The 25,671-nt window shown below is 58.4% G+C and carries 19 protein-coding genes and 1 pseudogene; 11 read left to right on the forward strand and 9 right to left on the reverse strand.

Annotated features, from left to right (window positions below; genetic code table 11):
- Nucleotides 1–177: 177 nt before the first annotated feature.
- Nucleotides 178–471: pseudogene (locus tag ABEH87_RS15610) on the forward strand (tlde1 domain-containing protein); the annotation flags it as partial.
- Nucleotides 468–1,010, forward strand: coding sequence for a hypothetical protein (locus tag ABEH87_RS15615; protein ID WP_346577535.1), 543 nt, complete (start codon nt 468–470; stop codon nt 1,008–1,010). The pseudogene ABEH87_RS15610 and the gene ABEH87_RS15615, both read left to right, overlap by 4 nt.
- Nucleotides 1,011–1,384: 374 nt before the next feature.
- Here ABEH87_RS15615 and malT read toward each other — a convergent pair whose 3' ends face one another.
- Nucleotides 1,385–4,111, reverse strand: coding sequence for an HTH-type transcriptional regulator MalT (malT, locus tag ABEH87_RS15620; RefSeq protein ID WP_346577537.1), 2,727 nt, complete (start codon nt 4,109–4,111; stop codon nt 1,385–1,387).
- 322 nt (nt 4,112–4,433) lie between these two features.
- Here malT and malP point away from each other — a divergent pair, with 322 nt between their 5' ends.
- Both malP and malQ read left to right on the forward strand, forming a co-directional pair.
- On the forward strand, nt 4,434–6,836 hold the full coding sequence (malP, locus tag ABEH87_RS15625) for a maltodextrin phosphorylase (RefSeq protein ID WP_346577539.1): 2,403 nt from the start codon (nt 4,434–4,436) through the stop codon (nt 6,834–6,836).
- A gap of 9 nt (nt 6,837–6,845) precedes the next feature.
- Nucleotides 6,846–8,933, forward strand: a complete 2,088-nt coding sequence (malQ, locus tag ABEH87_RS15630) for a 4-alpha-glucanotransferase (protein WP_346577541.1) — start codon at nt 6,846–6,848, stop codon at nt 8,931–8,933.
- Between the two features lie 585 nt (nt 8,934–9,518).
- On the opposite strand, the gene malG is transcribed toward malQ, so the two are convergent.
- The 3 genes from malG to malE all read right to left on the reverse strand — a co-directional run bounded on the left by malG (nt 9,519) and on the right by malE (nt 13,291).
- Nucleotides 9,519–10,409: a maltose ABC transporter permease MalG gene (malG, locus tag ABEH87_RS15635; RefSeq protein WP_346577543.1), complete on the reverse strand. Its 891-nt coding sequence runs from the start codon at nt 10,407–10,409 to the stop codon at nt 9,519–9,521.
- Between the two features lie 12 nt (nt 10,410–10,421).
- Nucleotides 10,422–11,987 carry a maltose ABC transporter permease MalF gene (malF, locus tag ABEH87_RS15640; RefSeq protein ID WP_346577544.1) on the reverse strand — a complete coding sequence of 522 codons (1,566 nt, stop codon included), beginning with the start codon at nt 11,985–11,987 and terminating at the stop codon, nt 10,422–10,424.
- Between the two features lie 89 nt (nt 11,988–12,076).
- Nucleotides 12,077–13,291: a maltose/maltodextrin ABC transporter substrate-binding protein MalE gene (malE, locus tag ABEH87_RS15645; RefSeq protein WP_346577546.1), complete on the reverse strand. Its 1,215-nt coding sequence runs from the start codon at nt 13,289–13,291 to the stop codon at nt 12,077–12,079.
- A 375-nt stretch (nt 13,292–13,666) separates the two neighbouring features.
- Here malE and malK point away from each other — a divergent pair, with 375 nt between their 5' ends.
- The 3 genes from malK (at nt 13,667) to malM (ending at nt 17,205) form a co-directional block, all read left to right on the forward strand.
- Nucleotides 13,667–14,776 (forward strand): maltose/maltodextrin ABC transporter ATP-binding protein MalK, encoded by a 1,110-nt coding sequence (gene malK / locus ABEH87_RS15650; protein WP_346577548.1) that lies wholly within the window; start codon nt 13,667–13,669, stop codon nt 14,774–14,776.
- Between the two features lie 29 nt (nt 14,777–14,805).
- On the forward strand, nt 14,806–16,101 hold the full coding sequence (locus ABEH87_RS15655) for a maltoporin (RefSeq protein WP_346577891.1): 1,296 nt from the start codon (nt 14,806–14,808) through the stop codon (nt 16,099–16,101).
- A 210-nt stretch (nt 16,102–16,311) separates the two neighbouring features.
- Nucleotides 16,312–17,205, forward strand: a complete 894-nt coding sequence (gene malM / locus ABEH87_RS15660) for a maltose operon protein MalM (RefSeq protein ID WP_346577549.1) — start codon at nt 16,312–16,314, stop codon at nt 17,203–17,205.
- Between the two features lie 51 nt (nt 17,206–17,256).
- Here the strand turns inward: malM and ABEH87_RS15665 are convergent, their stop codons facing one another.
- A complete protein-coding gene (locus ABEH87_RS15665; RefSeq protein WP_346577551.1) occupies nt 17,257–18,075 on the reverse strand; it encodes a GNAT family N-acetyltransferase in 819 nt (272 codons plus the stop codon).
- A 212-nt stretch (nt 18,076–18,287) separates the two neighbouring features.
- On the opposite strand from ABEH87_RS15665, the gene ABEH87_RS15670 reads away from it, so the two are divergent.
- The 3 genes from ABEH87_RS15670 to ABEH87_RS15680 all read left to right on the forward strand — a co-directional run bounded on the left by ABEH87_RS15670 (nt 18,288) and on the right by ABEH87_RS15680 (nt 19,901).
- On the forward strand, nt 18,288–18,632 hold the full coding sequence (locus ABEH87_RS15670; RefSeq protein WP_346577553.1) for a type II toxin-antitoxin system PrlF family antitoxin: 345 nt from the start codon (nt 18,288–18,290) through the stop codon (nt 18,630–18,632).
- 13 nt (nt 18,633–18,645) lie between these two features.
- A complete protein-coding gene (locus ABEH87_RS15675; RefSeq protein ID WP_346577554.1) occupies nt 18,646–19,137 on the forward strand; it encodes a type II toxin-antitoxin system YhaV family toxin in 492 nt (163 codons plus the stop codon).
- Nucleotides 19,138–19,343: 206 nt separating this feature from the next.
- Complete coding sequence (locus ABEH87_RS15680) at nt 19,344–19,901, forward strand: YecA family protein (protein WP_346577556.1); 558 nt, start codon at nt 19,344–19,346, stop codon at nt 19,899–19,901.
- A 47-nt stretch (nt 19,902–19,948) separates the two neighbouring features.
- Here ABEH87_RS15680 and nlpA read toward each other — a convergent pair whose 3' ends face one another.
- Together nlpA and ABEH87_RS15690 are read right to left on the reverse strand one after the other, a co-directional pair.
- On the reverse strand, nt 19,949–20,758 hold the full coding sequence (gene nlpA / locus ABEH87_RS15685; RefSeq protein WP_346577893.1) for a lipoprotein NlpA: 810 nt from the start codon (nt 20,756–20,758) through the stop codon (nt 19,949–19,951).
- A 138-nt stretch (nt 20,759–20,896) separates the two neighbouring features.
- Complete coding sequence (locus ABEH87_RS15690) at nt 20,897–21,154, reverse strand: helix-turn-helix transcriptional regulator (protein ID WP_346577558.1); 258 nt, start codon at nt 21,152–21,154, stop codon at nt 20,897–20,899.
- 119 nt (nt 21,155–21,273) lie between these two features.
- Between ABEH87_RS15690 and ABEH87_RS15695 the strand changes: the two genes are divergently transcribed.
- Nucleotides 21,274–21,588, forward strand: a complete 315-nt coding sequence (locus ABEH87_RS15695; RefSeq protein WP_346577560.1) for a helix-turn-helix transcriptional regulator — start codon at nt 21,274–21,276, stop codon at nt 21,586–21,588.
- A 52-nt stretch (nt 21,589–21,640) separates the two neighbouring features.
- Here the strand turns inward: ABEH87_RS15695 and ampH are convergent, their stop codons facing one another.
- Both ampH and opgB read right to left on the reverse strand, forming a co-directional pair.
- On the reverse strand, nt 21,641–22,816 hold the full coding sequence (ampH, locus tag ABEH87_RS15700) for a D-alanyl-D-alanine-carboxypeptidase/endopeptidase AmpH (RefSeq protein ID WP_346577561.1): 1,176 nt from the start codon (nt 22,814–22,816) through the stop codon (nt 21,641–21,643).
- 96 nt (nt 22,817–22,912) lie between these two features.
- Nucleotides 22,913–25,207, reverse strand: a complete 2,295-nt coding sequence (opgB, locus tag ABEH87_RS15705; RefSeq protein ID WP_346577563.1) for a phosphatidylglycerol--membrane-oligosaccharide glycerophosphotransferase — start codon at nt 25,205–25,207, stop codon at nt 22,913–22,915.
- Nucleotides 25,208–25,671: the final 464 nt, after the last annotated feature.

A 25,671-nucleotide genomic window follows, 5' to 3' on the forward strand; every position in this document is an offset into this window, starting at 1 on the left:
CATTCTGCACTGGGCTGGATGACGCCCTCTGAATTTGCCGAAAAATCTGCCGGTTGCCAGAATATGCAGCCAGAATGAAGCCGGTTATTCCTGATTATGAATGGATCACATACGGGGAGCGGGTCAGAAGCCGGTTATTCCTGATTATGAATGGATCACATACGGGGAGCGGGTCAATATTCAGGAAACCTGACAAATAAGAACAACCCGGAAAGGGAGCATGTTAAAGGGATGGGACCTTTGCCTCGTGGTACATATCGGATTGGTGGCTATACCCGTTCTAAGGGGCCATGGACAATCGAATTGACACAAATTTCAGGTGAGACGTTTGGTAGAAGCTTATTCCGCATTCATGGCGATAAGCGTAATGGAATACAGGGCTTTGCCTCTGCTGGATGCATTGTGATAGATCCTTCTGTTCGCCTTTTAATCATAGAATCTGGCGATACGACATTAGAGGTTGTACGATGAAGTGGTGGTTATGTTTATTTTCCTTGACCGCATTCACCTGCGCCGCCATAACTCCCGCCGAGATACAGCGTGATATCCACAACGATGGCCAGCACGCGTTCGCCCGGAAAATCTCTGATGCAGCCTGGCAGGAGACGTTAAGCAATATCTCTGCGGGTAAGCATGAATGGATAGCGCTGGCCCCTGAACTCGCCCCGGTGATGGACAGGCAGCACGCGATTCAGCTGGGTGAAGCGCTCTATCATGCGCTACTCCCTGATGCAAAAGAGACGCTGGCTGTGCTGGCCATCCTCGATAAGCACCAGCACGCTTACCCGTTCCAGCAGGGTATCGGCACCAGTTGCGTTCCACCGCTAAATAAAGCGGGTGATGCGGTGGAGGAGCCCTCTGTCTATGAGCAGACCCGGCTGGCCCTGCTGGATGTCGGGCCGCAGGGGGCGGACTGTTTGTGGACGATGGAGGCGCTGGTTGAGGAAGTGAAAGCGGGAGATCAAGCACGCCGAATGATACGGCCAGGCAAGGCTGAGATTGAGCAATAACATGCTTTCAACAGTAATGACCGTGATAACACGCAAATAACTAAAATTGGCGACCGGGTGACGGTGAGGATCACCGGGCGGGTCTATGATTTCAGCAACTCAGTTTTATACACGTCTGAGGGGGGATATCATCCCCACCATCGAGTTATATGCCATTAATGCAAGGTGATATTGAGCCCGGCGATGCGTGCCTCACTCCTGGTAATGGTCGGCACGAATATCCGGGTCAACGTCAAGAGCGTTTCGCTTTCCCGCTGCGCGGGCTGAGCGACCCAGGATGAGCAGTCGCCGTCCTACGGGGCGATCGAAAGAGAAGATCGCCCCCTACGAAACCCGGGCGGGAATATGAGAGCACGGAGCGTTCTGCGCTGCCCTTACGCCCCGTACCCCATCACCTGCAACAGATGCTGTGCCTGCTGCACCGCTTCCTGACGGTGTGCCACGCCCAGCTTCTGGTACAGGTTGCGGATGTGAGTTTTGATGGTGGTGGAGGCGACGTCCAGCTCCCCGGCGATCTGGTCGTTGCTGTAGCCGGAGTAAATCAGCCCCAGCACCTGCCATTCACGCTGGGTGAGCGGGCTGGTGCGGATCAGCTCCGGCACCTGGGGATGCGTCAGCAGCTTGTTGACAAAACCTTCGTCGAAATGCGCAAACTTATGGCGATGATGCTGGTTAATCTCGCGCAATATCTGCTGCGCCCGGCGCTGCTCCAGGTCGGGCAGCAGGTTAAGCTGGATCAGCTGACGCAGCTGCTGCGCCATCATCTCCCCTTCAATCACAAAGTGGCTGATAAACCCGGTGCGGTTCGCCAGCCCCAGCGCTTCAATCAGCGCCCGCTGCGCCTCCGCTTTGCGGCCGGTGTGCCAGTAAAGCAGGTTGCTCAGCAGCAGGTTGCGGTTCAGGTCGCTGGTCAGGCGCAGCTGGCGCGCGTTCTGATTCAGCTCATCCAGCACCACTTCGGCTTCATCAAACTTCTCCAGCAGAATCTGCACGCGGGCGATGTTGCGCCACTGTCCCTGCTGGAAGTGGTTGTCGGCCATATCGGGCTTGCGCGCCTGCTGCAGCCACTGGCCCGCCGCCGCTTTATCGCCGGTCATCTGCCAGTAGGTGACGCGCGGTTTATCGGTGTTGGTCAGCCAGTCGATGTGATACTGCCCGGTTTTCAGCAGCGCCTCGCAGCGCTGTAAATGACGGTGGGCGTTGTCCAGCTGCCCGCGCGCCAGCGAACACTTCGCCAGCATCGCCAGGCACTGTAACTGCTGCTGCGGCTGGAAGTTGGTGAGGATCTCCAAACCCTGGCGCGCGGCCTCTTCGGCATCGTCCAGGCGCGACCACGACCAGAGCAGCTGCGAGCGCAGGCGCAGCAAAAACTCGTGCATCGGCAGCTGCTCCAGATGCTGCTCGCGCACCAGCTCAAAGGCGCGCTCCTGCATCTCAAACGCGGCCTGCAAAAAGCCCTGAGCGATCAGGATCTCGCTCTGCTGCAGCAGCGCCCACAGCGCGTAGTGATAGGCCTCGTGGCGGCGGGCAATCTGCTCCGTTTGCTGCATCAGCGGCAGGGCACGGGCCAGGTCACCCTTGCAGTGCTGGATCTCCCCGGTGACGGAGGTGGCGACAATGCGGCTGTAAAAACTCTCGTAAGGCAGAAAACGCAGCGCCTCGGCGGCCAGCTGCTCCGCCTCGTCCTGGCGCCCGTCGTTGATGGCGACCTGCGCGCGCAGCGCGTTGAACTCGGCGTTCAGGTCCTGATCCATCACGATGTCCCGCTTCTGCATCTCGCTCTCCGCCTGCGCCAGCAGGGTGTCCACCTCGGCGTAGCGGTGCTGGCTCTGGGCCAGCCAGGCCTGCAACAGCACCAGCTTCGGGCTCTGGATCAGGCGGTCGTAAGGCAGGGCGGCCAGGCACTCTTCCAGCAGGGCAAGCTCGCTCTGATTAAACAGCGACCAGGCGTGCTGCAGCATGATGTCGCGCAGCATGTCGATATCATCAGCGCCCAGGGCGTGGTGGATCGCCTCCGCCGGGAAGCCCTGCGCCAGCCAGCCGTCGGCGGCGGCGCGATGGATGGCGGGCAGCTCGGCCGCCAGCTCCCACTGGCAGCGCTGGCGCAGGAAGCTGGCGAACAGCGGATGGAAGTTAAACCACTCCCCGGTATCATCCATACGGTGAATAAACAGGCCCTGGCGTTCCAGCTCCTCCAGGCGCTGCTGGCCGTTGTGGTCGCCGGTCAGGCGCACAATCAGCGCATCGTTCATCGAACGCAGCAGCGAACAGCGCAGCAGGAAATCGCGGGTCGGGGCATCGACGCGGTCCAGCACTTCATCCACCAGGTAGTCGGAAAGATGGCTGGCGTTCAGCCCGGCAAGTCTGCGCGCAGACTGCTGAGTGGACTGGCGCGACGGCGTGCCCGAATGGCGTGCCGACAGCGCAATCAGCTGCAGGGCGGTGGCCCAGCCGGCGACGTCATCGCACAGGCGGCTGCTGTCGGCCTGGTCGATCGGGTCCTTCAGGCGGTTGTCGAAAAACTGCTGCGTCTCCGGGTGCGTAAACGCCAGATGGGCGGCGTTCAGCTCCAGCAGCTGCTCGCGCACCCGCAGGTTAGCGATGCCCAGCGGCGGCAGGGTGCGCGACAGCACCACCAGCGACAGGTTCTCCGGCTGATGGCGCAGGAAGAAGCGCATCCCGTCGTGGATCGCCTCGTTAGAAATCAGGTGATAGTCATCAATCACCAGCAGCAGCGGGCGGTGCCAGTCGGAAAGTTCCACAAACAGCTGGGCGAACAGCGCCGGCAGGCTGGCGTACTGATGCTTCTGGCTGAGCGCCTCGCTTTTGCTGCAGTGGCCGCCGCAGGCCTGCTGGATGGCGGCGATCAGATAGCTGGCAAAACGCTCCGGCAGGTTGTCGCTCTCGTCAAGAGAATACCAGCCCAGATCGCTCTTACCTGCCGCCCAGTGGGCAACCAGCGTCGTCTTGCCGTAGCCCGCCGGGCTGGCGACCAGGGTCAGACGATAGTGCGGTGCTGCCGAAAGCTTCGTCAGCAGTCGGTCGCGCACCACGGTATTTTGCTGCCGTACCGGGCGGCTCAGTTTTGATGGGATCAGCATTTTTTTGGATTCTTTTGACGGTAGTCAGAGGGCGTAATATTTATTTCGCAGCACGTAATAAATCACTTTTTCTAAAGTCCTCCTTTGAAACATTGAATGCAACAATGTTACGTATTTACATGCCGTTATCTTGCTCTGCATCACATTTCTAAAGGCAAATTTTCGGGTACGCCTTCTGACCGTTCGTCCCCTCCGGCTACGCCCCGTTTCTCCTCCCTGCCTAATCGCTGGCGGGAGGATGCCGCTGCGCGCGGAAGGCGGCAGCATAGCGCTTAATAACACTCCATTTTCTCCTACAGATTCCCGAATAAAGAGGCATGTGATGCAGGTGACTTTAGATAAAACGCAGTTTATCGCCGCGCTAAAACGCCAGTGGCAGGGGTTCGGTTTACAGCAGGCGCAGGATATGACGCCGCACCAGTGGTGGCAGGCGACCAGTGCGGCGCTGTCGGAGCAGCTGCGCGCCCGGCCTGCACCGGCGGCGACGCCGCACCCGCAGCGGCATGTGAACTATATTTCGATGGAATTTCTGATTGGCCGCCTGACCGCCAACAACCTGATTAACCTCGGCTGGTATGACACCGTCAGCCAGGTGCTGAAAGAGCAGGGCGTGGCGCTGGCCGATGTGCTGGAGCAGGAGACCGATCCGGCGCTCGGCAACGGCGGGCTGGGGCGTCTGGCGGCCTGTTTCCTCGACTCGATGGCCACCGTCGGGCAGCCGGCTACCGGCTACGGTTTAAACTATCAGTACGGCCTGTTCCGTCAGTCCTTTAAGGACGGGCAGCAGCAGGAAGCGCCGGACAACTGGCAGCGCGAAAGCTATCCGTGGTTCAGCCACAACAGCGCGCTGGCGGTCGATGTGGCCTTTGGCGGCCGGCTGGTGAAAGATGCGCAGGGCGCGGAGCAGTGGCAGCCCGCGTTCACGCTGCGCGGCGAAGCCTGGGATCTGCCGGTGGTCGGCTATCAGAACGGCGTCACCCAGCCGCTGCGCCTGTGGCAGGCCACCGACGTGCACCCATTCGACCTCACCCTGTTTAACGACGGCGCATTCCTGAAGGCGGAGCAGAAGGGCATTGACGCCGCGAAGCTGACGAAAGTGCTGTATCCGAACGACAACCACGACGCCGGAAAGCGCCTGCGCCTGATGCAGCAGTATTTTCAGTGCGCCTGTTCGGTGGCGGACATTCTGCGCCGCCATCACTTCCTCGGCCGCAAAATCCAGGATCTGCCAGAGTATGAGGTGATCCAGCTCAATGACACCCATCCGACCATTGCCATCCCTGAGCTGCTGCGCATTCTGATCGACGAGCACCAGCTGGAGTGGGATGCAGCCTGGGCTGTCGTTCAGAAGACGTTTGCCTACACCAACCACACGCTGATGCCGGAAGCGCTGGAGTGCTGGGATGAGAAGCTGGTGCGCAGCCTGCTGCCGCGCCACTTCTCGCTGATTAAGGCCATCAATGCCCGCTTCAAAAAGGTAGTGGCGAAGCAGTGGCCGGGCAACCAGGCGGTGTGGGAAAAACTCTCGGTGCATCAGAACCGCCAGGTGCGCATGGCAAACCTGTGCGTGGTCAGCGGCTTTGCGGTGAACGGCGTGGCGGCGCTGCACTCTGAGCTGGTGGTGAAAGATCTGTTCCCGGAATATCACCAGCTGTGGCCGAATAAGTTCCACAACGTCACCAACGGCATCACCCCGCGCCGCTGGCTGAAGCAGTGCAACCCGGCGCTCTCTGCGCTGATCGATGACACGCTGAAAACGGAGTGGGTGAACGATCTGGACGCGCTGAAAGGGCTGGAAAAATCGGCGGACGATGCGGCGTTCTGCCAGCGCTATCAGCAGATCAAGCGGGACAACAAAGTCAGGCTGGCCGGGTACGTGAAGCAGGTTACCGGGCTGACGCTGAATCCGGAGGCGATCTTCGACGTGCAGATTAAACGCCTGCACGAGTACAAGCGTCAGCATCTCAACCTGCTGCACATTCTGTCGCTCTACCGCCAGCTGCGCGATAACCCGGAAATGGACATGGTGCCGCGCGTCTTCCTGTTTGGTGCCAAAGCGGCACCGGGCTATTACCTGGCGAAAAACATCATTTACGCCATTAACCAGGTGGCGGAAAAGGTCAATAACGACCCGCTGGTGCGCGACCGCCTGAAAGTGGTGTTTATCCCGGACTATCGCGTGTCGGTGGCCGAGCTGATGATCCCGGCGGCGGACGTCTCCGAGCAGATTTCGACGGCGGGCAAAGAGGCCTCCGGCACCGGCAATATGAAGCTGGCGCTTAACGGTGCGCTGACCGTGGGCACGCTCGACGGGGCCAACGTGGAGATCGCTGAGCAGGTAGGCGAAGAGAACATCTTTATCTTCGGTAACACCGTCGATCGGGTCAAAGCGTTGCAGGCGCAGGGTTACGATCCGCTGACGATCCGCAAAAAAGACAGGCATCTGGACAGCATCCTGAAAGAGCTGGAAAACGGCTTCTTCAGCAACGGGGATAAACAGGCGTTCAGCCTGATGCTCGACAGCCTGCTCGGCGGCGGCGACCCCTATCTGGTGCTGGCCGACTTTGCGGATTACTGCGCTGCACAGCAGAAGGTCGATGTCCTGTACCGCGATCGCGATGAGTGGACGCGCAAAACCATCCTCAATACCGCCCGCGTCGGGATGTTCAGCTCTGATCGCTCCATTCGCGACTATCAGCAGCGTATCTGGCAGGCAAAACGCTAAGGAGCCCGCATGGAGAACAACACACTGGAGCAGGCGGCCAGGGAGGCGGGGATCGCCTCCGGTTTTATCAATGCGCACGGCCAGCAGCAGGCGACTGCGCCGGAAACCAAACGCGAGCTGTTAACGGCGATGGGCTGGGCGGCGGATCGTCGTCAGCCTGCCGCGCCGGTGCCGGGAGTAAAAGTGTTTGTCGCCGGGCAGCGTCTGGCGTTGCCGGTAGAGGGCGACGGTGAATACTTCTGGACGCTGAAACTGGAGAGTGGCGCGACGCAGCGCGGGCGCATCAGCGGGAAGATGACGCTGGCGCTGGCCGGGAAAATCCCGCCCGGCTACCACCAGCTGACCCTGACGCAGGAGGCCGAAGAGTGGCAGTGCCGGGTGATTGTCGCCCCGAAACGCTGCTATGAACCGGACGCGCTGCTGGCGGGGAAAAAGCTGTGGGGGGCCTGCGTACAGCTGTATACGCTGCGCTCGGACAGCAACTGGGGCATCGGAGATTTTGGTGACCTGAATCTGCTGCTGAAGAACATTGCCGCACGCGGCGGCGCCTTCGTCGGGCTGAACCCGATCCATGCGCTCTATCCGGCTAACCCGGCGGCGGCCAGCCCTTACAGCCCGTCATCGCGCCGCTGGCTGAACGTTGTCTATATCGACGTTGGTGCGGTGGAAGATTTCAGGCAGAGCGAGGCGGCACAGCGCTGGTGGCAGCAGCCGGATACGCAGCAGCGCGTAAAGGCGGCACGCGCCGCTGACGCGGTGGATTACGCCAACGTGATGCCGCTCAAGCTGGAAGGGCTGAAGCTGGCGTACGCGCATTTTCTCGGGCGCAAGCCTCAGGATGCGCAGGTCAGAGCGCTGGCAAACTTCACCCGTCAGGGCGGGGAAAGCCTCTATTTACAGGCCGCCTTCGACGCGCTGTACGCGCACCTGGCGCAGGAAAACGCGGTCGCCACCGGCTGGAACCACTGGCCCGCTCAGTATCATGACGCGCGCGGCCCGGCCGTGCGCGCGTTCTGCGAGCAGCACGCGCAGGAGGTGGCGTTTTATCTGTGGCTACAGTGGCTGGCGGAAACCCAGTTCACGCAGTGCTACCACACCAGCCAGCAGCAGGCGATGCCGATGGGGCTGTACCGCGATCTGGCGGTCGGCGTGGTCGGCGGCGGCGCGGAAACCTGGAGCGACGGCGGGCTTTACTGCCTGAAAGCGTCGGTCGGTGCGCCACCGGATATTCTCGGCCCGCTGGGCCAGAACTGGGATCTGCGCCCGATGGATCCGCATGTGATGGTGCAGCGCGGCTATCAGCCGTTTATCGATCTGCTGCGTGCCAACATGACCAGCTGCGGGGCGCTGCGCATCGATCATGTGATGGCGCTGCTGCGCCTGTGGTGGATCCCGGCGGGGGAAACGGCGGATAAAGGCGCATATGTTCACTACCCGGTGGACGATCTGCTGGCGATCCTCGCGCTGGAAAGCCAGCGGCACCGCTGTATGGTGATCGGCGAAGATCTGGGTACGGTGCCGGTGGAGATCGTCAGCAAGCTGCGCGAGGGCGGGGTGTACTCCTACAAGGTGCTCTATTTCGAGCGCGATGAGGAGAATCACTTCCGTGCGCCGCAGTCCTATCCGGTGCAGGCGATGGCGACGATCACCACGCACGATCTGCCCACGCTGCGCGGCTACTGGCAGGCGGACGATCTGGCGCTGGGGAAAACGCTTGGGCTGTATCGCGATGAAAGCGTGCTGCAGGCGCTGTATCTCGACCGGGCGCGGGCACGTCAGGGGCTGCTTGACGGGCTGCATCATTACGACTGCATTCCAAAGAAAACCGGCAGCCATGCGGATCTGATGGCGATGACGCCGGTGATTAACCGCGGGTTACAGCGCTACGTGGCCGACAGCGCCTGTGCGCTACTGGGGCTTCAGCCGGAAGACTGGCTGGATATGGCCACGCCGGTGAACGTGCCGGGCACCAGCGATGAGTATCCTAACTGGCGGCGCAAGCTCTCGCACACCCTGGAGGAGATGTTCGCCGACGATCGCGTCAATAAGCTGATTAAGGACCTGGACAAGCGGCGGCGTAAGGTATCGGTGAGCTGAGGTTAACGCCGTCTGGAAAGGGTTTCTCCCGGTAAGGGGAAACCCTTTTTTGTTGGGTGAAAACGGGTCGCGACGCCACCTGTGGTAATCCCCACGGAATCCACGCCATCCGCCCGGGCCGACCGGAACAAAAGGTCGGCCCCTACGAAGGTCACCATGGCATGGTCGCCCGGAATCGACGCCACCCGTCGGGGCCGACCGGAACAAAGGGTCGGCCCCTACAAAGACCATCATGCGCATGGCCGCCCGGAGCCCACGTCATCCGCCCCCCCCCGTAGTGGCCGACCTTCTTTTCCGGTCGGCCAGCGAAGCCTGCGACAATCCGCCCGGGCCGACCGGAACAAAAGGTCGGCCCCGACAAAGACCACCATGTGCATGGCCGCCCGGAGCCCACGTCATCCGTCCCCCCCCCCCCCGTAGTGGCCGACCTTCTTTTCCGGTCGGCCAGCGCCCCGACCTTCTTTTCCGGTCGGCCAGTGTTGATCCGGCATAAAAAAGGGCGGCTTATTCAGCCGCCCAGGACACAGGGATTCTAACAAGTATTACACCCGTTGCCGGGACTAAGCGCATTGACAATGAAATCGATTAACCTTTCACTCCACCCGCCGTCAGGCCGCCCACCAGCCAGCGCTGGGCAATCAGGAACACCGCCGTAATCGGGATGGCTGAGAGGATGGCGGCGGCGGCGAAGTCACCCCACAGGTAGTTCTGCGGGTTAAGATACTGCTGCATGCCGACCGCCAGCGTATAGCTGTTGACGTCGCGCAGCAGCAGGGAGGCGACCGGCACTTCGGTGATCGCGGCGATAAACGACAGAATAAACACCACCGCCAGAATCGGCACCGACAGCGGCAGCAGCACCAGGCGGAACGCCTGCCACGGCGAGGCACCGTCCAGCGCGGCGGCTTCCTCCAGCGAGCTGTCGATGGTTTCGAAATAGCCCTTGATCGTCCAGACGTGCAGGGCAATGCCGCCCATATAGGCGAAGATCACCCCGCCGTGGGTGTTCAGCCCGAGGAACGGGATGTAGATCCCCAGACGGTCGAAGAGGGCGTAGAGCGCCACCAGCGACAGCACCGCCGGGAACATCTGGAAAATCAGCATCCCCTTCAGCAGCGCGCTTTTGCCACGGAACTTCATGCGCGCAAAGGCGTAGGCGCAGGTGGTGGACAGCGCCACGATGCCGACCGCCGTGATCCCGGCGATCTTGATCGAGTTCCACAGCCACAGCAGTACCGGGAACGGCGGCGGCGTCAGGCTGCCGTCGCTGTTGGTCACGCTGATCCCCAGCGCCAGCTTCCAGTGATCCCACGAGACCTGATCCGGGATCAGGCTCCCCGTGGCAAAGTTACCCGGCCGCAGCGAGATGGTGAACACCATCAGCAGCGGAAACAGGATCAGCGCCAGAAAGCTCAGCAGTAACAGATGCGTCACCAGCAGCCTGACTTTTTGCGACCTCGGTTTTACCATCGGCATTATTGTTGCTCCTTAGTCGAATTTCATACGTGATGCTTTCAGGTTAACGACCGCCAGCGCGCCAACCAGCAGGAAGATCAGCGTGGCGATCGCCGCCGCCAGCCCGAAGTCCTGCCCGCCGCCGCCCTCAAAGGCGATGCGATAGGTGTAGCTCACCAGCAGGTCGGTATGCCCGGCTGGCGTGGTGGTGCCGAGCATGTCCGGCCCACCGTTGGTCAGCAGCTGGATCAGCACGAAGTTATTAAAGTTAAACGCAAAGCTGGCGATCATCAGCGGCGTCAGCGGTTTGATCAGCAGCGGCAGCGTGATGCGGAAAAAGTTCTGCATCGGGGTGGCACCGTCCATCGCCGAGGCCTCGTACAGATCGTCCGGGATCGCCTTCAGCAGGCCCATGCACAGGATCATCATGTAGGGATACCCCAGCCAGGTATTGACGATGATGATCATGCTTTTCGCCGTCCACGGGTCGCTGAACCACGCCGGTTTAATGCCGAACAGGGCGTTGAGCATCAGGTTGATCTCCCCGAAGCTCTGATTGAATAACCCTTTGAAGATCAGAATGGAAATAAACGCGGGTACCGCATAGGGCAGGATCAGCAGGATGCGGTACACCGCTTTGCCCTTTAGTTCTTCCCACTGCACCACGCAGGCCAGCACCATACCCACGGCGACGGTCAGCACCACGGTGAGCAGCGCAAACACCACCGTCCAGACGAAGATCGACAGGAAAGGCTTCTGGATACCGTCATCGTGCAGCACGCGCAGGAAGTTGTCCCAGCCGATGCCGACGGTAAAGCCGGGGCTGAGTTTTTCTGCCTGCCATTCACCCTGTGCGTTGACCGCCTGGTAGAAGCCGCTCTCCCTGTTCGGCCGGTAAACCACGCCGGACTGCGCATCGGTCAGCTGCTGGCTGGCTTTATCCAGCTGATACAGCGGCTGCGTGCCGGAGAACTGGCGCAGCGAACTCATGCGCAGCGTCGCGCCATCCGGTAGCTCAGCCATCAGCTGGCCGAGCGCCTGGCGGTTTTGCGTGACGACGCGCAGCCCGGCTTTCTCCCCTGCGGGCACGGCCTGTGGCGTCATGGTCAGCGTCTGCGTTCTGGCAGCGTCAAAGGCGAAAGGCGGCGAGACCAGCACGTCAGGGCTGTCCGGGGAGGTCAGCGCCAGCTGCCAGCGGTCGCCCGCCGGATAGAGGGCAAAGTTCAGCGCTTTCCCGCCCTGGAACTCACGCTCCATCAGCACCGACTGCGCGCGTTCAAACGTCAGCTGGTTGGTGCTGCTGTAATTGGTGAAGGCAATGGCGATGGTGCAGACCAGCGGGAACAGCACAAATAACGCCATGCCGGCCAGGCCGGGATACACATAGCGCCACGAATAGGCGCGGCGGTTTGCGTAAATATACAGGCCGCTACTGGAAAGAATCAGGGCCAGAACGGCAAAGAGATATTCACCCTGCGCATACATCAGCACGATCAGATAACCGGTTAAGCAGGCGAGCAGGCCGATGGTCAGCCATTTAAGCGCGTGGCTAAAGGGCCGTTTTTTTTCAGCGGTCAGACCGGTTTGGGCTACTGGCATAGGGGCTATCCTTCTGATAACGGCAGGGAGCCCGCAGGCTCCGCACCGTTTATTTCATTACCTCAACGGCATCAGGTAGTTAACGTGGCTTATTTGGTAATCCGGGTTTCGACGTCCTTCAGCGCCTGGGGGACGGTCTGACGGCCGTTCACCGCGTTGATAATGGCGCTGCGCTCGGCGTACCAGAACGCGCTCATCTGCGGGATGTTAGGCATGATTTCACCGTTTTTCGAGTTCGCCATGGTGGCGGCGATGCGCGGATCCTTCTCCAGTTTTTCCTGGTACGATTTCAGCGCGACCGCACCCAGCGGTTTATCTTTGTTGACGGCGCTCAGACCGTCGTCAGTGATCAGGTAGTTCTCCAGGAACTCTTTCGCCAGCTCTTTGTTCGGGCTGGCGGCGTTAATCCCGGCGGTCAGCACGCCAACGAACGGCTTGGACGGTTTGCCGTGGAAGGTGGGCAGCAGCGTCACGCCGTAGTTGATTTTGCTCTTATCAAGGTTGGACCACGCCCACGGCCCGTCGATGGTCATCGCGGTCTGGCCCTTGTTAAAGGCCGCTTCAGCGATGGAGTAGTCGGTGTCGGCGTTGATGTGTTTGTTTTTCACCAGGTCGATAATGAACTGTAAGCCGGCGCGGGAACCTTCGTTATTCACGCCGGTGTCTTTGATGTTGTATTTGCCGTTTTCATACTTGTACGCATAACCGCCGTCAGCGGCAATGATGGGCCAGGTGAAGTAGGGTTCCTGTAAGTTCCACATGATGGCGCTTTTGCCTTTGGCGCGCAGGGCGGTGTCCAGCGCCGGGATCTCTTCCCAGGTTTTCGGAGCGTCTTTGATCAGGTCTTTGTTATAAATCAGCGACAGCGCTTCCACCGCCACCGGGTAGCCGATCAGCTTGCCGTTGAAGGTCACCGCATCCCAGGTGAACGGGAACAGTTTATCTTTAAAGGCCTTATCCGGGCTGACTTCCGCCAGCAGGCCGGACTGGGCATAACCGCCAAAACGGTCGTGCGCCCAGAAAATAATGTCAGGGCCACCGCCGGTGGCGGCAACCTGCGGGTATTTTTCTTCCAGCTTGTCCGGGTGTTCTACCGTGACTTTAATCCCGGTGTCTTTTTCAAACTGCTTACCGACTTCTGCCAGGCCGTTATAGCCCTTGTCACCGTTGATCCAGATGACCAGCTTCCCTTCTTCTATTTTGGCAAACGCAGAAGAGGACAACACCATGGAGGCGAGCGCGGTGAGGGCCAGGGTATGTTTAACGACTTTTTTAATGGAAGGAGCCTTAATGTTGAGAGTCATAATCCAATCCTTTTAGTCCTGTTAGGAGTCGGTATTGCTAATGTCACAGACGGAATGACAGGGTAGGGCGTCAGTGTGGATTCAACCCGGTCAGGCTTCATCATCCCCCCCTCTACGCCCCCGCCTCTCAGAGTGTGATCCCGCCGACACTCTCAGACGTTAAGGGGGTTATCGCCCGACATTCCCCTTCGTTTTTTGCCACCCCGATCACGAATTTGCCGCCTGCCGTGAACTTTCAGCCGCAGGCGTGACGCCCTCGTCCTCCCTGCGTCTCCCCCATGAAAAATTTTGTTACGGATGATTACGCTTAATCGCGAATCCTTCACTCTTCGCTGCATCGAGTTTTCTCGCAGGCTTCAGGTACAGGAGTTCAGTATGGCGAGCGTTTCCCTTAGCAGCGTCTGTAAAGCCTTTGGCAAAACCGTGATTTCCAGCGACATCAATCTGGCGATCCAGGAAGGCGAATTCGTGGTGTTTGTCGGCCCTTCCGGCTGCGGTAAGTCAACGCTGCTGCGCATGATTGCCGGACTGGAGGACATCACGTCCGGTGAGTTGAAGATTGGCGATAAACGCATGAATGAAGTGCCGCCCGCCGAGCGCGGTATCGGCATGGTGTTCCAGTCTTACGCGTTATATCCCCACCTGTCGGTGGCCGAGAACATGTCGTTCGGCCTGAAGCTGGCCGGAACCAAAAAAGCAGAAATCAGTCAGCGGGTGAATCAGGTTTCCGAGGTGCTCCAGCTGGCGCACCTGCTCGAACGCCGCCCGAAAGCCCTGTCGGGGGGGCAGCGGCAGCGCGTGGCGATTGGCCGCACGCTGGTGGCGGAACCCACGGTTTTCCTGCTGGATGAGCCGCTGTCTAACCTGGATGCCGCTCTGCGCGTACAGATGCGCATTGAGATCTCCCGCCTGCACAAGCGCCTGAAGCGCACCATGATCTACGTCACGCACGATCAGGTCGAAGCGATGACGCTGGCCGACAAAATTGTGGTGCTCGACGCCGGGCATATCGCGCAGGTCGGCAAGCCCCTTGAGCTGTATCACTACCCCGCCAACCGCTTTGTCGCCGGGTTTATCGGTTCGCCAAAAATGAATTTCCTGCCGGTCAAAGTCACCGGCGTCGAACCTCAGCGCGTGCAGGTTGAGCTGCCCAACCGTCAGCAGGTCTGGTTGACGGTAGAGGGCACGGACGTGGTGGTCGGCAGCAATCTGTCGCTGGGCGTGCGCCCTGAACATCTGCTGCCGGGCGACATCGCTGAAGTGACGCTGTCCGGTGAGGTGCAGGTCGTTGAGCAGCTGGGCAACGAAACCCAGATTCACATCCAAATTCCGGCCATCCGTCAGAACCTGGTGTACCGCCAGAACGACGTGGTGCTGGTAGAAGAAGGTGCAACATTCGCCATCGGTTTGCCGCCACACCGCTGCCATCTGTTCCGCGAAGATGGAACGGCATGTCGTCGGTTACACCCCGAACCCGGCGTTTGAAAGCACGCGATCCCCTACAGGAGAAAATGATGAGAACAATGCGTAGTGCTTCCCTGTCGCTGGCAGTGGCTGCCGGTATCCTTTCTACACAAGCGATGGCGGTTGATTTTACCGGTTATGCCCGTTCCGGGATTGGCTGGTCAGGCAGCGGCGGCGAGCAGCAGTGCTTCAAAGCCACCGGTGCCGACAGCAAATACCGTCTGGGTAACGAATGCGAGACGTATGCCGAGCTGAAGCTGGGTCAGGAAGTGTGGAAGGAAGGGGATAAGAGCTTCTACTTCGATACTAACGTGGCCTACTCCGTTTCGCAGCAGAACGACTGGGAGTCAACCGATCCGGCTTTCCGTGAAGCGAACGTGAAGGGAAAAAACCTGATCGAATGGCTGCCGGGTTCGACGATCTGGGCCGGTAAGCGCTTCTATCAGCGTCACGACGTCCACATGATTGACTTCTACTACTGGGATATTTCCGGTCCGGGTGCCGGTCTGGAAGATATCGATCTGGGGTTTGGTAAGCTGTCTCTGGCCGCGACGCGTAACACCGAAAGCGGCGGATCGTTCGGCTATATCGCCGACCAGCGTAATGAGGTCGCCACCTCTAATGACGTGTTCGACGTGCGCCTGGCCGGGCTGAATACCAACCCCGGCGGCGTGCTGGAGTTAGGGGTGGATTACGGTCGTGCCAATGCGCGTGACGGCTACTCTCTGGCTAATGATGCCACCAAAGACGGCTGGTTGCTGACGGCGGAACACACGCAGAGCATTTATAACGGCTTCAACAAGTTTGTGGTGCAGTATGCCGCTGACGCGATGACCGATCCGGGCCAGGGGGCCGCCAACGGCCACGCTAACGGCTCGGCGATCAACAACAACGGCAGCATGGTCCGCGTGATTGACCACGGTGCCATTGATTTCAACGACACCTGGAGCCTGATGTATGTCGGCATGTACCAGGACGTTGACCGTGATAACAACAACGGCACTACCTGGTACACTGTGGGGATGCGCCCGATGTACAAATGGACGCCGATCATGAGCACCCTGCTGGAAGTCGGCTACGACAACGTGAAGTCCCAGCGCACCGGCGACCGCAACGGTCAGTACAAGGTGACGCTGGCCCAGCAGTGGCAGGCGGGTAACAGCATCTGGTCGCGTCCGGCGATCCGCGTGTTTGCCACCTATGCGAACTGGGATGAAAAATGGGGCTATGACACCGACGCAGGCACCAGCAATGGCCTGGCGATGAACGATACCAGCGCGCGTACTTTCAGCCGCGGCAATGACGATGAAGTGACGTTTGGCGCGCAGATGGAAATCTGGTGGTAACTTTTCCCGTCATCCTTCGCGCCGTGGGTGCGTTGGCTGTCCTTACCCATCCCGGTCACGTAGTGATCTACGCTCCCGGGGATGAGTTCGGTTGCCGCCTTGCCACAACACGAATGCTATAGGGAAAAGCGGTGTTCTACACGGCCCTGAAGATCTGGCGGCTTTCAGCTGATAGCCGCCAGCCTTTATGGTGATCAAAAGGAAATAACGATGAGAAGAAATCTGCTGTCACTGTGTCTGTCGCTGAGCCTGATGGCGGCGGCGCCTGCGGGGGTGTATGCCGCGCAGAACGATGCCAATACCGCACCGGCGATCGCCAGTCAGACCTTACGTAATCTTTCATGGACGCCGCTGGTGCCGCCGGTCACACAGGATGTGACGCTGGGAACCGCCAGCCGTGAGATTAATCAGGGGGATATTCAGGGGGCGGTTGCGGCGTTTGCGCTGCCTGCCGACAGAGGATCGCTGGAAATCACCCTGACCAGTATTGCCGCCGGTAAAACGGTGTATGCCCCGAATGTGCTGGTGCTGGATGAACAGATGCGCCCGGCGGCCTTTTACCCTTCCAGCTATTTCCCGTACCAGCAGCCGGGCATCGTTTCCAGCGACCGTCTGGAGGGCACGCTGAAGCTGACGCCTGCGCTGGGTCAGAAACAAATTTTCCTGCTGGTGTACACCACGCGTCAGGATCTGGCGGGTAGCACGCAGATGGTCAACCCGGCGAAAGCCTATGCGGCGGGGGTGGGTAATGCGGTGCCGGATATCCCGGATCCGGTGGCGCGCCATACGCCGACCGGCACGCTGAGCCTGAAAGTGACCGCCGAGCAGAAAACCGGCAACGTGATGATTGGGCAGATCTTCCCGTCATCCGCCCCTGCCGCCGCGCCTGTCGTGGTGGGCAGCACCGCCCCTGCGGCGGCACCAGCAGCCCCGGTGAAGCCAGATGCGCCGATGCTCGACGATTCGGAAAGCTACTTTAACGACGCGATTAAAAAAGCAGTGAAGGCGGGCAATGTCGATAAGGCGCTGAAACTGCTGGATGAAGCGGAACGTCTCGGGTCGAAAACGGCTCGTCAGACGTTTATCGACAGCGTGAAGCGCTGACCGTGGGCAAGCCGTCGATCCTCACCCGTGGGGGGATCGACGGGATCGGGATTATCTGTCCTGACTTAAAAACATCTCATACTGTTTCAGCGCCAGCTGGGCATACCCGGCCCGGCGGAACAGTGCAGCGAACTTTTCTGGTACTGCCACCGGCGTGCGGATCCCCGGATACTGCGCGTTGATCCTACCCAGCAGGGCACTGGCGCGTCCCTGACGGCGGAACGCGGGGTCAACGAACAGATAGCGCAGCTGTGGCGTTCCCGCCAGCCGGTCAATCACCGCCCACGCATGTTCACCCCCGCTAACCACTTCACAGGGCAGCGCCGGAAATGAAATCGGGTCCAGCAGCCACGGGATCTCTTCCTGTGGGGCACGGTAGATCACGCGTAACAGCGCATCGGTGGAGGTGACGGCAAGCCCGGCCGCTGAGCCTGCTGACAAAGCCGGCCCGGTAAACCCCAGCAGCGTCTGCTTAATCTGAAAACCCTGCGCCTGATAAAGCGCGACTGCCGCCGTATTGTCCGCAATCGCCTCCAGCGAAATCTGCCCGACGTTTTCCGCCGCCAGCCGGGACAGCAGCCCCGCCATCATCGGCTTCGCCAGACCCTGACCGCGAAAGTCCGGGGTGATGGCAAAAGCCGCGATCCTCGCCCCACGGCTGCGCGTGGTGACCAGTGCAATGGCAACGGCCTGATCCCCCTGCATCCAGACGCCGGACTGATGAAAATTCAGCCCTTCCGACCCGAAGCGCCGGGCAAAATAGTCCGGGGTGACCGACAGCGGAATAACATACTGCTGAAAGCAGGCGTTCATGATGTCACTGAGCTGTACGATGCTGAAGTTCAGCGCAGGGAGGAATGCAGGGGACATAGTCGGGCTCCGTGGGTGGGGGGAGATTTTTCCCTTCAGGTCAGCACGATCGCATGGAAAATCACAAATCACTATAAACTTATTTATCCCGGTACAGAGCAACTTCAGCGCAGGTAATGCATTTGCATTGCCAATGCGTATGCATTATATTACGTTTCAGACAGCGAGAGCCCGGTCTGCCACCCAGTACCGGGAATCCGGGAGAAAATTGAATGATGTCATATAACGAAGCGGACGTGTCCCTGCGCGCTGAATCTCGACTGACTGAGCGCAGTCAGACTACTATTCCTGCAGCGATTCGTGATGCGCTGCACCTGAAACCTGGGGAAACTATCCAGTATTCCCTGATGCCCGGTGGCAAGGTAGTCATGTCACGATATCAGGGTGAAGAACATGATGATCCGGTGGTGAACCAGTTTCTGTCGTTTCTGGAAAAGGATATGGTGAAAAATCCACAGCGAATTCAACCGGTAACTGCTGACCTCTGGTCGGGTATTGAAGAGCTCACCGCCGGAATTAATGTGGATCTGGACGCTCCGCTCACGGATGATGAGTGAGGGAATAACAGAGATGGAACCTTTGGTACTTAACGGCTGGAAGATCTACTTTGACCAGTGTTTTCTTGATCAGATACTCACGCTCTCGACTGATGTTGCCGCGATTAAAGCAAAACACCCGGCCGATTATCATAAAAAAGCAGCAACAAAATTGCTGGTAGCCATTAAAGTTGTTATCAAAGAACGGATTGCTGCTGACCCTCTCGGCCCGCAATTTCGTCAGGGTGGCACACTGGGCGACGAACATAAAAACTGGTTTCGTGCAAAGTTCATGCATCAGTTTCGTCTGTTCTTCCGCTGTAGTGAAAAACAGAAAGCGATCGTTATTGCGTGGGTAAATGGATTTGACCCGCTGCGCGCCTGTGACAGCAGGACAGACGCCTATAAAGTTTTCGCCAGGATGCTGGCTGCGGGCAAACCGCCCGGGGACTGGGATGAACTTTTTAAACAGGCGCAAATAGCGACTGAGAAAAACGATCCTGATACTCTTTCTGACTTCCTCTGATCGTTTTTAAGCCTTATCCCTGCGGGATTTTTCATTGAATCTGACGGGCGTTCATCCCGCACCTGCTTGCTGCTCAACCAAAGAGATATTCCACCCAATGAAATATAACGTCCCGGCTGTGGCTTTTTCCCGCTATGCCTACCAGAATACCCCTCATAAACCGGTAAACGCCGGGTGAAAACTGATATTCGCAGCGAGGTAACAGCATGCAACAAGGACCATTGACGGAAGAAGAGCTGGAATTTTTAGATGACGTTTTATTGAAATACGGCAGCGACGAGTCCGTGGTGGATGCCTCTGAGCTGGACGGGCTGTTCACGGCAATCCTCTCAGGTCCGGTGCTGGTGGAGCCGCAGAACTGGCTGCCAGTGATCTGGGGCGGCGAAGAGAACGATCCTGAGTGGGAATCCGACGAAGAGTTCGAACAGTTTATGGATCTCATCGCTCAGCATATGAACGACATTGCCGATCGCCTGGAGGGTTACCCTGACCAGTTCGAACCGCTGTTTGGCCTGAACAGCGTGGAAGGTCAGGAGTTTACCGTGGTGGAAGACTGGTGCTGTGGCTACATGAAAGGTGTGGCGCTGAGCGACTGGTCGTCGCTGCCGGTGGCGTTGCAGCCTGCGCTGGCGGTGATTGCCCTGCACGGTGAGGAGGAGAACCTCTCCCGGCTGGAAAAACTGTCGCCGGAAGAGTACGAGCAGAGCATTGAGGCGATCCGTCCTGCCGCCATCAGCCTGCATGCCAAATGGCTGCTGCATTAAGCAATCTGTCAGCCACACGCTAGCCTGCGTGGCTGACGCCTCAACGATTACCAGCCCGGCACCGCGCCGCCGTTAAAGATTTTCTCTGCCGCTGCCGCCACTTCAGGCGACTGGTAGGATTTGATAAAGTCGCGCACGTTGGCCGCGTCTTTATTGTCTGCGCGGGTGACGATGATATTGACGTAAGGCGACTGTTTATCCTCGATAAACACGCTGTCGCGTACCGGGTTCAGGCCGGTCTGTTGCAGGTAGGTGGTGCTGATAATTGCCACCGTCACCTGGGCGTCATCCAGCACGCGCGGCAGCTGCGCGCCTTCCATTTCCATAATTTTCAGATGTCGCGGATTCGCGGTGATGTCGACTGCCGTCGGCAGCAGCCCGGTATCCGCTTTCAGCGCGATCAGCTTTTCTTTCTGCAGCAACAGCAGCGCCCGGCCCAGATTCGTCGGGTCGTTGGGAATGGCTATGGTGTCGCCGTCTTTTAACTCGCTAATCTGTTTGATTTTTTTTGAATAGCCGGCCATCGGGAAGACAAACGTGTTGGCCACCGCCACCAGGGTGGTGCCTTTAGCTTTGTTGTCCTGTTCGAGGAACGGACGATGCTGAAACACATTGGCATCCAGGTCGCCGTGTGCCGTCGGATCGTTCGGCAGCAGTGAACCGCTGAACCCGACCAGCTCCACCTCCAGCCCGTACTTCTCCTTCGCCACTTTTTGGGCCACCTCGGCCACATCCTGTTCAGCGCCGTTAATCACTCCGACCTTAATATGGTGGGCATCGTCTTTTTTCTGGTCACAGCCAGAGAGGAGAAAACCCACGAGCAGTGCGCTCAGTGCCAGGGTGCGGGACAGGGACAGATTCACGATATTTTCCTTAATTTCAATAAGCTGGAGACATAACAGACAACCGCAAACGGGCGGCTGAGTCAACAAAGAGGCTTATGATAAAAAGGACGGCGTTATAATCAGAAATTGTAAGGCGGGGGTGGGGTGGGTTTAACGTTTTTTGCTTTCATCATGCCACTGGCAGACTCTGATCGCCAGCTCATCTTCCACGGTGTAAAAAAAGCATACCGGGACGTCCAGAATGTCCGCCACGCGGCACATCAGATCAAAATTCGGCGTATGGGTACCCTGCTCGTATTGATTCATCCGTGCGCTGGAACTGGATTCGTCAATCCCGGCTAAGACCCCGAGTTTCTGTTGTGATATCCCTTTCTTCTTTCGGGCTTCTTTCAAACGATGTGGCAGCATGTCGATCCTGACTTCTGAACAATTAACAGGATTCTCTTAGCTGCTCGTGTAAAATGTACTAAGTAATACTTAGTATAGGGGATGAAAGATATCAGGAATCAATGACAGCAGAGGAAGGCATGAGGAAGAAAACTGATATGCACCCCGCCGACATTATTGCGGCGATTAAAAAGAGGCAGACGTCGCTGGCGGAACTGTCGCGGCGTGTGGGATTAAGTTCAGGTACGCTGGCCAATGCCCTGAAAAGACCGTGGCCAAAAGGTGAGTTTATTATTGCTGCTGCGCTGGGAATGCACCCTTCGGAGATCTGGCCCAGCCGTTACTACGACAAACGTGGCAGGCTGCTGGCGCGTGAACAGTTGTTACGGCGAGCCCGCAAGCGTGAACCCGAGCCGCAGTCAGCAGAGGATGACAACCTTCGATCTGAGGAATAGGTAGAGTGACGGCGCTTTCGTTGCGGCGCCGTCACGTTACATCAGGCGAGGATCAGTTGGCCATAATACTGGCAGCCAGTTGAGCGCTGCCGGAGGTGTTGCCGATCAGTTCGGTGAGCAGATTGTTCACGCCGTCACTCATTGGCGTAAAACGGCTCTCCGGTGAGCGGGCGACCACGATGAATACCCCGACGCTGTACTGCGGCACCATCGCCATATAGGTGATAAAGCCACCGCCACCACCGGTTTTTTCAATAATTCCGGGGCGACCGTCGCGTGGAGCCATATAAACCCAGCCCATACCCAGTGCATCTGCACGGCCCGGTACGTCCATGCCATCCACTTTGGTTAACTGGCTGCGCTGATAGATCATGGTTTGCAGACGATCGGCCTGCGGACTGCGGCTGTGTACGTCCGATGCCAGGAACTGCTGCATCCAGCGGCCCATATCATCCGGGGTGGAGTAGACGCCACCGCTGCCAATGGCGGCCAGCGAGTTATTACACGGGCTTGGGCTTTTCGCCGGGATCATCAGACGGCCGCACTGCTCGGGAGAAGGAGTAAAGGTCGTGTCCTTCATGCCCAGCGGGCGGGTGACCATCTCCTGTAACAGCGTCGGATAGGGTTTGCCTCCGGCACGGGCCAGCGCATCACCCAGCAGATCGAAGGCCAGGTTAGAATAGCCCGCCCGCTCACCCGGCGCCCATTTCAGCTGCGCATTGCGCAGCCAGTTCCAGCGCTGGCTGTTGGTTGGCCAGGTGAACACCGCGCGGTTGGCTTTTCCTCCCGGCTGTTCGCGCGGCAGGGCGCTGGTGTGCGTGGCCAGGTGAATCAGACGGATGGGCTGGCCGTTGTAGCCCGGAACGCGGCTGCCGGGTGGCGCATACTTGCTCAGGGGGTCGTTCAGCTTCAGCCGTCCCTGTTCGGACAGTTTCACCATCACTTCGCTGGTCATCAGCTTGCTCAGCGAAGCAATGCGGATCAGGGAGTCTTTCTGCGGGTGCTGCTGACTGCCGGGGCGCACCGATCCCCGGCTGACGAAAATGCGCTGATTAGCATCAATCGCCACCATCGCCATCCCGCTGGCTTTGGTGTTGTAGAAGATATTATCGGCGTAACGTTCCACCGTCTGGGACGCCAGCAGCGGGTCAGGCTGTGTTTTTGCCTGGCTTTGCAGTGGCAGGGCCAGCGCAGGAAGCAGCAGAAAAGCATAGAGCGGAAATTTCAACGGGCGGGCATCCCTTTAAAAGTGAACAGGCCAGGCGCTTATACTAGATTTTCTGATGTTAACTGCAAGTCTTTCCTGTGGGGAAAACGTGCCCTGTCAGGGCTGCGGTGTGACCCGCAGGCTGACAAGGCCGATACCCAGTTTTCGTGCCACAAAACCGTCAGTCAGGCCGACGCTGGACTCCTCCGGTTCAGAGGGCGTAATGACAATCGATCGCGCCCGTGCGGGGTTGCTCACCTGAAGCGTCAGGGTGGTGTCCTGCTCGCCAAAGGTGACCTGCTGCTGCCAGTCCCCCACTTTTATCACGGTCGGCCGCAGAGCGTTAGCACCGAAAGCGCGTGCGGTCAGCGTCAGGGTAAAGGCGGCGGGCAGCGGTTCCAGATACTCCACCGTGACCTGCGGCAGCAGGTTGGCATCTGACCAGCGGCCCCAGCGCTCAACGTAAGAGAGCCCGGACACTTTCTGCACCTGCTGTGGCAGGCCCGGCAGGTTAAACAGGATGCTGTCAGAGCGGTACTTCAGGTCAACGTCGGCCACCTGAAGGCGGGTCACACTGCGCTGATACTGTTCATCGCTTTTTGCGGCGCTGGTGGTAAAGACAATCTTCCCCTGTGTGCTACCGGGCTGAACCTGAGAGAGCGTTGGTGCGGCATTCAGCGTACCGTTAGCGACGCACAGGCCGTTGTCCATCGCCAGCTTCTCATCCCATACGCTACCTATCTTGTAGCAGCGATCAATCCAGACAAATTTGTCATCAGGGGCAAATTTCGCCAGCTGCTGCTTCAGCGGCGTAGCCAGATAAGCATCCAGCTTCGGTTCGATCTTGTCCGGCATCACGGCCAGCAGCAGCGGCAGTTTGAAGTGAGTACCGGAGAAGCTGAAGGTGTTTTTGCCTTCATCAATTTTGTAATCAGTAATGGTTTTAGGGAAATTCCACAGATGGATGACGTCGGGCTTCCACTCGTTAATCTTCTCTTTAATATTGAGGTAGGTCTCAGAGAGCGAGGTTGACGAGAGGCTGCTGCGCCCCAGGCCGATGAAGTTATCGCCGCCCATCGCATCCAGCACCGTTGCGCCGTTATCCAGCGTGCTGCGCTTCACGTTAATCACCCGGCTGCTGACGTCATCACCGCGCAGCATAAAGAACAGATCGCGGCGATCGTGCTGGTTCAGGTACTTAAAGGCGGTGTTGTTCATCGCCAGGTGATCGGAGCTGACCACGATAATGGTGTTTTTAAAGTACGGCGTGGCGCGGATCTTTTCGATCAACTTCGCAATATGTTCCTGGCCGCAGGCGACGGCCGCGAAGGACTTATTTTCCTTGCCGTCAAAGGGATAAGACTTACGCTGGCAGCTGCGCGAGATGAACCCGTCAGGGTGATGCGTGTCCACCGTCAGCGCAAACAGCGAGAAAGGCTGGTTTTTTTGCGCCAGTTCCAGGTACTTGTCGAACACGATATCCAGCACGGTATCGTCATACCAGCCCCAGTCATTGCGGTATTTCGGGTCTTTTACCTGGTCTGAAAGCTCGTTAAAACCATAGGCGTGGTCAAAGCCGTGGGAGGAGAGGAACAGATCCTTACCCGCGAAGCTCAGGCTGGCGCCCTGGTAAAAGTAGTTCTGGTAGCCGGAAGATTTAAGAATGTCCCCCAGGCAGATATTCTGCGGGTAGAAGCTGGACAGCGAGCTGGAGGCGTTACCGTCAAACGGGGCAAACAGCGGAATGCCGCACTGCGACGCCACCATGCCGGCAATGGTGTATTCGGTGCCGGGAAGCTGCTCGGTGTTGCTGAAATCCAGCGCGTTGTTTTTGATTTCGCTCAGTTCCGGAGCCAGCTGCGGGAAGGCCTGCTCGTCAAAGTAGGTGCGTTCCAGGCTCTCAGCATAGATATAGACCAGATTCGGGCGGTCACCGCGCAGCGTCTTGCCCGGCACTTTATAGTGGCTGTCAAAGTCCGAGTCACCTTTGCTGACCTGCGACTTAATTAAGGCGGCCACCTGCTGATAAGCCGGGGTGGTTTTAATGGAGGCCAGCGCGAGGATCAGCGCGAGGACACTGTATAGCTGACTGTAGTCGTGGCTTTTGCGCAGGCGCAACACCCACGACAGCAATAAAAACAGTAACAGCAATCCGGCTAAAAGACCGAGGGCGGGCAGAATATACTTCTGCAGTCCGGCTCCGCTCAGGCTGCTGGTAATGGTGTAAATCACCGCGTCGTTAATGCCTTCGCCGGTAAAATAGTTACTGGCCAGCAGCGAGGCATTAAGAATGATATAGACGCCGAGCAGTGTCAGAACGGCAGAGAACCACAGCTTATGGCGTCCTGCCTTCCATGTGTAGAGCGCTGCTGATGCAATAAAAAAGAGTAACGATAGCCATTCTGAAACCATGAGATCGTTCTTACCTTGTCTGTGACGCAATCCTTGTCAGGTATCTGCGAGGTGAAAATCTTGAAGTGTAACGAATTAATTTAACGCAGCGAATTATCCCTGGCAACATTTAGCGGTGACAGGAAAAAGTGAGGATGCCCGCGATTCGATCCCCTCCGTTTAGCTTTCGTTTAACTTAGCGCTGCGCAGTAATGCGTTTATAGCCTCACGGGGGCAGGTTGCATTTTTTGAACGTCAAACGAGGGGGCCTGTCTGTGGGGGAGCGCGGGGAAAAGCTGCGAACGGCCGCCGCAGCTCACATGGGGGATATTAACGTCATGCGTTTAGGCTACGATTTTTAAAAAGTTAAAACCGTTTTGTTTAGAGTTGCTCAATAAAATCAGCACAGATTGCTTAATACTGTTAATACAAACACAGAATGTAATTTTTACTTAATGTTTTCCCGCGTATAACAGCACAAAACT

The sequence above is a fragment of the Erwinia sp. Eh17-17 genome, assembly GCF_039675725.1.
Classification (GTDB): domain Bacteria; phylum Pseudomonadota; class Gammaproteobacteria; order Enterobacterales; family Enterobacteriaceae; genus Erwinia.

Bases quoted from the DNA above. Each gene is read 5' to 3' on its own strand.
- ABEH87_RS15615 (WP_346577535.1), top strand. From the start codon at position 468: ATGAAGTGGTGGTTATGTTTATTTTCCTTGACCGCATTCACCTGCGCC.
- malT (WP_346577537.1), bottom strand. From the start codon at position 4,111: ATGCTGATCCCATCAAAACTGAGCCGCCCGGTACGGCAGCAAAATACC.
- malP (WP_346577539.1), top strand. From the start codon at position 4,434: ATGCAGGTGACTTTAGATAAAACGCAGTTTATCGCCGCGCTAAAACGC.
- malQ (WP_346577541.1), top strand. From the start codon at position 6,846: ATGGAGAACAACACACTGGAGCAGGCGGCCAGGGAGGCGGGGATCGCC.
- malG (WP_346577543.1), bottom strand. From the start codon at position 10,409: ATGCCGATGGTAAAACCGAGGTCGCAAAAAGTCAGGCTGCTGGTGACG.
- malF (WP_346577544.1), bottom strand. From the start codon at position 11,987: ATGCCAGTAGCCCAAACCGGTCTGACCGCTGAAAAAAAACGGCCCTTT.
- malE (WP_346577546.1), bottom strand. From the start codon at position 13,291: ATGACTCTCAACATTAAGGCTCCTTCCATTAAAAAAGTCGTTAAACAT.
- malK (WP_346577548.1), top strand. From the start codon at position 13,667: ATGGCGAGCGTTTCCCTTAGCAGCGTCTGTAAAGCCTTTGGCAAAACC.
- ABEH87_RS15655 (WP_346577891.1), top strand. From the start codon at position 14,806: ATGAGAACAATGCGTAGTGCTTCCCTGTCGCTGGCAGTGGCTGCCGGT.
- malM (WP_346577549.1), top strand. From the start codon at position 16,312: ATGAGAAGAAATCTGCTGTCACTGTGTCTGTCGCTGAGCCTGATGGCG.
- ABEH87_RS15665 (WP_346577551.1), bottom strand. From the start codon at position 18,075: ATGTCCCCTGCATTCCTCCCTGCGCTGAACTTCAGCATCGTACAGCTC.
- ABEH87_RS15670 (WP_346577553.1), top strand. From the start codon at position 18,288: ATGATGTCATATAACGAAGCGGACGTGTCCCTGCGCGCTGAATCTCGA.
- ABEH87_RS15675 (WP_346577554.1), top strand. From the start codon at position 18,646: ATGGAACCTTTGGTACTTAACGGCTGGAAGATCTACTTTGACCAGTGT.
- ABEH87_RS15680 (WP_346577556.1), top strand. From the start codon at position 19,344: ATGCAACAAGGACCATTGACGGAAGAAGAGCTGGAATTTTTAGATGAC.
- ABEH87_RS15690 (WP_346577558.1), bottom strand. From the start codon at position 21,154: ATGCTGCCACATCGTTTGAAAGAAGCCCGAAAGAAGAAAGGGATATCA.
- ABEH87_RS15695 (WP_346577560.1), top strand. From the start codon at position 21,274: ATGAGGAAGAAAACTGATATGCACCCCGCCGACATTATTGCGGCGATT.
- opgB (WP_346577563.1), bottom strand. From the start codon at position 25,207: ATGGTTTCAGAATGGCTATCGTTACTCTTTTTTATTGCATCAGCAGCG.